Genomic DNA, 6,379 nt, shown 5'->3' with positions numbered 1-6,379 from the left:
CGGGAGCTCCCGTGCGCGGCCGTCGCCGTGTCGGCGGGTCCTCCTTCCCCGACCCCGTCCCCGCCCTCCTCCACGCGCCGCGCCGGCCGCGGCGCGGTCGCCCCGTCCCCGGGCCGCCCCTGGATAATCGGTGCGGAGCGGCCGTGCACGGGCGGCCCGGACCGGAGGGGGAGACATGGGCACGACGCGAACGCACGCGGCCGGCGCCGTGATGCTCGGCCTGGCGGCGGGCGCGCGCTCCTCGCTCGGGACGGCCGCACCCCTGTGGCCGGCCTCGTCCGGGCGGCGGCGGGTGTTCCTCGCCGCGGGAGTCCTCGGGGAGTTCGTCGCGGACAAGTCTCCGGTCGTCCCCAGCCGCCTCTCCTGGCCGAGTCTCCTCGCCCGCTCCGCCAGCGCGGCCGCCGGAGGCGCGATGCTGGCCCGGGAGCGCTCGCGACCGGTCGCCGGCAGCGCCGTGCTCGCGGCCGCCGCCGCGCCCCTCGGCGCGCTCGCGGGGTCCGGGTGGCGGAAGCTGTGGACCGACGGCGGACTCCCCCCGTGGATCGGCGCCCTCGTCGAGGACGGCCTCGCCCTCGCTCTCGCGGCGGCCGCCTGCCGGGGGGTCCGCGGCGCGGCCGGGGACGAGGGGCCCGGCCCGTGGCGGACCGGCCGCCCGCACCTCCTCGCGGGGGCGGGTTCGGCCCGCGCCCGCTCCGGGTAGGTGACCCGGGCAGAACACGCATCCGACCCTGGGGAAGCACATGGCACGCCTGATCGACCTGCACGGCACCGCGCTGGAGGAGTTCGACCGCCGGGTCCGGGCGGTCGGGCTCACCGACTGGGCCCGGCCCACGCCCTGCACGGACTGGGACGTGCACGACCTGGTCAACCACCTGGCCACCGAGCAGCTGTGGGTCCCGCCCCTGCTGGGCGGGGCCCGGATGGAGGACGTCGGCGACCGTTTCGACGGGGACAACCTGGGTGAGGAGCCCGCGGCCTCCTGGGCGGTGGTCTCGAGGGAGGCCCGGACGGCCTGGCTCGGCCTGTCGTCCCTGGAGCGCACGGTCCACCTGTCCTTCGGGGACGTGCCCGCCGAGGTGTACCTCTGGCAGATGACCTTCGACCTGGCCGTCCATGCCTGGGACCTGGCCCGCGCGATCGGCGCGGACGAGGCGCTCGACCCCGACCTGGCCAAGGAACTCCACGCCTGGGCCTCCGATCAGGACTTCGGGCCGGGGCAGATGTTCGACGCGCCCTCCCCGGTCGGCCCCGACGCGACGGCCCAGGACCGCCTGATCGCGCTCACCGGACGCACGCCCTGAGCGGTCCCCGGACGCGGGCGGCCGGGGGACGCACCCGCCCCTCCGCCGGGCTGCCGCAGCCCCTGTCCCCAGCGGCTCCGGGGCGCCCCCGGACGCGGCACGAGCCGTCCGGCACCGCCCCGACGTGGCGGCTTCGCCGAGCCACCCCCGTGTCACACACTGGGACGAGAGCTGTACGAGGGGCAACGAGGGGAAGGCACATCCGGTGGACGCCACGATCACCCTGCGGGTCGACGGTGAGGAGCGCCGGCTCACCGTCGACACCCGCACCACACTGTTGGACGCGCTGCGAGACCGGCTGGAGGCGACCTCGCCCAAGAAGGGCTGCGACCACGGGCAGTGCGGAGCGTGCACCGTCCTCCTGGACGGGCGCCGCATCCTGTCCTGCCTGGCGCTCGCGGTCGCGCACGACGGCGCCGACGTCACCACCGCGGCCGGCCTGGGGAGCGGGGACGGCGCCCCCGGCGGGGAACTCCACCCCGTGGCCCGCGCCTTCGTCGACCACGACGGCTTCCAGTGCGGCTACTGCACCCCCGGCCAGGTCTGCTCGGCCGTGGGCATGCTGCGGGAGGCCGAGGCCGGCTGGCCCAGCCACGCGACCGCGGACCTCGACGCCCCGGTGAGCCTGGACGACGAGGAGATCCGCGAGCGCATGAGCGGCAACCTGTGCCGGTGCGGCGCCTACACCAACATCGTCGCCGCGATCAGGGAGGCGGCACGGTGAGGCCCTTCGACTACACGCGGCCCGACGGGCCCGCGGACGCCGTCGCCCTGGTCGCCGACGACCCCGGCGCCGCCTACCTCGCGGGCGGCACCAACCTGGTCGACCACATGAAGCTCGGCGTGGCCTCGCCCACCCGGCTCGTGGACGTGCGCGGCCTGCTCGGCAACCGGGTCGAGGAGCTCCCCGGCGGGGGACTCAGGATCGGCGCCTCCGTGCCCAACAGCGACCTGGCCGCCCACCCGGCGGTCCGCCGCCGCTACCCGGTCCTGTCCGCCGCGCTGCTCGCCGGCGCCTCGGGGCAGCTGCGCAACGCCGCCACCACCGGCGGGAACCTCTTCCAGCGCACCCGCTGCCCGTACTTCCAGGACACCACCACGCCCTGCAACAAGCGCGAGCCCGGCACGGGCTGCTCGGCCCTGGAGGGGCACGGACGCGACAACGCCGTCCTCGGCGCCTCCGACCACTGCGTGGCGACCCACCCCTCCGACATGGCGGTGGCGCTCGCCGCGCTGGGCGCCGAGGCGCGCGTGCTCGGCCCCGGCGGGGAGCGCGTCGTGCCGATCCCGGGCCTGCACCGGCTCCCCGGCAGCGAACCCGAACGCGACACCGTCCTCGGACACGGCGACCTGATCACCGCGGTCGACCTGCCCCACCTGCCGGTGGCCGCACGGTCGGCCTACCGCAAGGTGCGCGACCGCGCCTCCTACGCGTTCGCGCTGGTGTCGGTGGCCGCCGCGCTCGACGTCGTGGACGGCACGGTCGCGGACGTGCGCATCGCCTTCGGCGGACTGGCGCACGTCCCCTGGCGCGCCCACCGCGCGGAGGAGGCGCTGATCGGCGGACCGGCGACGGAGGAGGCGTTCCGCGAGGCCGCCCGCGCCGAGCTCGCCGACGCCCGCACCGGGCGCGACAACGCCTTCAAGGTCCCCATGGCCGTCAACACGCTCGCGTCCACGCTGCGCGGCCTCACCGCCGAGGAGGCACGATGACCACCACGCCGAGCACGCCGTCCGTCGGGCGTCCGCTGACACGCCTGGAGGGGGAGGCCAAGGTCACCGGCCTGGCGCCCTACGCCTACGAGTACGCCCTCACCGACCCGCTGTACCTGGGCCCGGTCCTGTCCACCGTCGCCCGGGGCAGGGTCAGCGCCGTGGACACCGCACGGGCGGAGGAACTCCCGGGGGTGCGCGCCGTCCTGACGCCCGCCAACGCCGAACGGCTGGCCGACACCGAGGACCGGGAGTTCGCCGTCCTCCAGAGCGACGAAGTGTCCTTCCGCGGCCAGTTCGTGGCGGCCGTGGTCGCCGACACGCCCGAGACGGCCCGCGAGGCGGCCGGGCTGGTGGACGTCGCCTACGAGACGCTCGCGCACGACGTGACGCTGACCGCCGACCACCCGCGCCTGTACCGGCCGGAGGAGGTCAACACCGGTGTCGAGGCGGACACCGAGCAGGGGGACCCCGACGCCGCGCTCGCCCGCGCGGCCGTCGTGGTGGACCGCACCTACCGCACGCCCATGGAGCACAACAACCCCATGGAGCCGCACACCACCGTCGCCCTGTGGGACGAGGGGGGCGGCCGTCTCACCCTCTACGACTCCACCCAGGGAGCGCACCCCGTCCGGCACACGGTCGCCGGGGTCTTCGGCCTCGACCCGGAGCGCGTCAGGGTGGTCGCCCCGTACGTCGGGGGAGGGTTCGGGTCCAAGGGCTCGGCGCACGCGCACAACGTCCTGGCCGCGATGGCGGCCCGCGCCGTCCCCGGACGCCCGGTCAAGTTCGCGCTGACCAGGCAGCAGATGTTCAGCCTGGTCGGCTACCGGACGCCCACCATCCAGAGGCTGCGGCTCGGGGCCGACCGCGACGGGCGCCTGGACGCCGTCGTGCACGACGTCGTGGAGCAGACCTCGAAGATCAAGGAGTTCGCCGAGCAGAGCGGGGTGTGCACCCGCATGATGTACGCGGCCCCCCACCGGCGCACCACGCACCGGCTGGCGCCCCTGGACGCGCCCATCCCGTTCTGGATGCGCGCCCCGGGCGAGGCGCCGGGGATGTACGCGCTGGAGTCGGCCATGGACGAGCTCGCCCACGAGTGCGGGGTCGACCCGGTGGAGCTGCGCCTGCGCAACGAACCCCCGGTCGACCCCTCGACGGGGGAGCCCTGGTCGGACCGGGCTCTCGTCAGGTGTCTGCGCGAGGGTGCCGAGCGCTTCGGCTGGCACGGGCGCGACCCCGCGCCGGGGGCCCGCCGCGAGGGCGACTGGCTGGTGGGCACGGGGGTCGCCTCCGCCATGTACCCGCACATGGTGAACCCGGGGTCGGTGGCCGAGATCCGGTACGGCGAGGACCGCCGCTACCACGTCGGCATCGGCGCGGCAGACATCGGCACCGGAGCGCTGACGGCCCTCACCCAGATCGCCGCGGACGCGCTGGGGCGCCCGCTGTCGGAGGTCGTGGTCTCCATCGGCGACACCGACCTGCCGGAGGCCTCCGTGGCGGGCGGCTCCAGCGGCACCACGTCCTGGGGGGCGGCGCTGGTCGCCGCGGCCCGGGTCTTCAGGGCCGAACACGGCGAGGCTCCCGCGCCGGGCGCGAGCGCGCGCGGGACCGCGCCCGAGGACACCGCGACGCCGGGCTACTCGCAGTACTCGTTCGGCGCCCACTTCGTGGAGGCGCGGGTGCACGCCGACACGGGGGAGATCCGGGTCCCGCGCATGCTGGGCCTGTTCTCGGTCGGCCGGGTCGTCAACCCTCGCACGGCGCGCTCGCAGTTCCTCGGGGGGATGGTCATGGGCCTGTCGATGGCGCTCTACGAGCAGAGCGTGGTCGACCCCGCCTTCGGCCATGTGGTCAACCACGACCTGGCCCAGTACCACGTCGCCGTGCACGCGGACGTGTCCGGGCTGGAGGCCGACTGGCTGGAGGGGGAGGACCCGCACGCGGGCCCCCTCGGTTCACGGGGCGTGGGGGAGATCGGCATCGTCGGCACGGCGGCGGCCGTCGCGAACGCCTGCCACCACGCCACCGGCGTCCGGGTCAGGAACCTGCCTCTCACCCCGGACCTCTTCCTGCGCTGACCTGCGAGGAGGGACGGCTCGCCCCGGCGGCGGGCCCGCGCGCGTGCGCGGGCCCGATTGGAGCGCCCCGCCGCGGGTAGCCCGGGGACCGTGCACCGACACGGGGAGGGAACGCACATGGTGGAAGCGATGGCACCGCCGTGGTCGCTGGGCTGGAGTATCGCGATCTTCGTCCTGGTGGCCGCGGTGACCGTGGTGGCCAGCGTCAGGATGGCCACCCTCGGGGACGTCCTCGCGGACCGCACGGGGTGGGGGGAGGCCGTCTTCGGCGCGGTCTTCTTCGGCCTGGCCACGTCCCTGTCGGGGATCGTGATGACGGCGGTGAGCGCCGCCGCGGACCAGCCGGGGCTGGCCTACAGCAACGCCGTCGGGGGGATCGCCGCCCAGACCCTCGCTCTGGCGGTGGCCGACTTCTTCCACCGCCGCGCCAACCTGGAGCACGCCGCGGCCTCGTCGGCGAACCTGCTCTTCTGCTGCCTGCTGATCGGGATGCTGTCCCTGGCCCTGATGTCCGGCTTCGGGCCCGACGTGACGGTGCTGGGGGTCCACCCGGCCTCGGTCGTCCTCGTCGCCTTCTACGCGGGCGGGCTCCGGCTGATCCACCACGAGGGAGCGCACCCGATGTGGCGCGCCGTACACACGCGGGAGACGGTGGTGGACGTCCCCGGCGCCTCCGGCGGCGCCCCGGCGCCCGGCTCCGGGGGCGGTTCCGCGGGGAGCGGGACCGTGGACGCCGTCCGCGCGGACACCCCGGCGGGCGAGGGGGCCGGGGGCACGGCCTCCCTGTGGGCGGGTTTCGCGGTGGTCGGCACCGTCGTGGCCGTGGGCGGCTGGGCCCTGGCGGAGGCGGCGGTCGTCGTCGTGGAGTCCACCGGGCTCAGCGCGGGGCTCGTCGGCGCGGTGGCGATGGGCGCGGTCAACGCCCTGCCCGAGACGGTCGCGGCGGTCGCCGCCGTCCGGCGGGGCGCCATGACGCTGGCCGTGGCGGCGATCATCGGCGGCAACAGCCTGGACGTGCTCAACCTGGCGGTGGGCGACGTCTTCTACCGCTCGGGGTCGCTGTTCCACGTCGCGGGAACCGACGAGCTCTTCCTCACCTGCGGTGCGCTGCTGATGACGGTGGTGCTCCTCGCCGGGCTCATCGTCCGCCAGGCGCGCGGATGGGGCCGGATCGGCTTCGAGGGCGTGCTGCTGATCGCCGTGTACGCGGGGATCGTCGGTGTGCTGGCCTTCTGAGGCGGGTCCGCCGGCCGCTGCGGGGCGCGGTCCGGAGGGCGC

General features: G+C 75.9%; 6 protein-coding genes. All 6 read left to right on the top strand.

Annotated elements, in window-relative coordinates; all coding sequences use genetic code 11:
- Positions 1–175: 175 nt before the first annotated feature.
- The 6 genes from ACWGL3_RS30165 to ACWGL3_RS30140 all read left to right on the top strand — a co-directional run bounded on the left by ACWGL3_RS30165 (position 176) and on the right by ACWGL3_RS30140 (position 6,337).
- Complete coding sequence (locus tag ACWGL3_RS30165) at positions 176–700, top strand: hypothetical protein (RefSeq protein WP_267944594.1); 525 nt, start codon at positions 176–178, stop codon at positions 698–700.
- A 40-nt stretch (positions 701–740) separates the two neighbouring features.
- Entirely contained in the window at positions 741–1,301 is a 561-nt protein-coding gene (locus tag ACWGL3_RS30160; protein ID WP_267944593.1) for a TIGR03086 family metal-binding protein, read from the top strand.
- Positions 1,302–1,506: 205 nt separating this feature from the next.
- The gene (locus ACWGL3_RS30155; protein WP_267944592.1) at positions 1,507–2,025 is read left to right on the top strand and encodes a 2Fe-2S iron-sulfur cluster-binding protein; all 519 of its coding nucleotides are present in this window, start codon (positions 1,507–1,509) and stop codon (positions 2,023–2,025) included.
- Complete coding sequence (locus ACWGL3_RS30150) at positions 2,022–3,014, top strand: FAD binding domain-containing protein (RefSeq protein WP_267944591.1); 993 nt, start codon at positions 2,022–2,024, stop codon at positions 3,012–3,014. Before ACWGL3_RS30155 ends, ACWGL3_RS30150 begins: the two co-directional genes overlap by 4 nt.
- Complete coding sequence (locus ACWGL3_RS30145) at positions 3,011–5,101, top strand: xanthine dehydrogenase family protein molybdopterin-binding subunit (RefSeq protein ID WP_267944590.1); 2,091 nt, start codon at positions 3,011–3,013, stop codon at positions 5,099–5,101. Before ACWGL3_RS30150 ends, ACWGL3_RS30145 begins: the two co-directional genes overlap by 4 nt.
- Before the next feature lie 117 nt (positions 5,102–5,218).
- Positions 5,219–6,337 carry a sodium:calcium antiporter gene (locus ACWGL3_RS30140; protein WP_267944589.1) on the top strand — a complete coding sequence of 373 codons (1,119 nt, stop codon included), beginning with the start codon at positions 5,219–5,221 and terminating at the stop codon, positions 6,335–6,337.
- Positions 6,338–6,379 lie beyond the last annotated feature (42 nt).

Source organism: Nocardiopsis sp. NPDC055824 (genome assembly GCF_053616335.1).
This window is presented reverse-complemented; position numbering and strand designations above follow the sequence as displayed.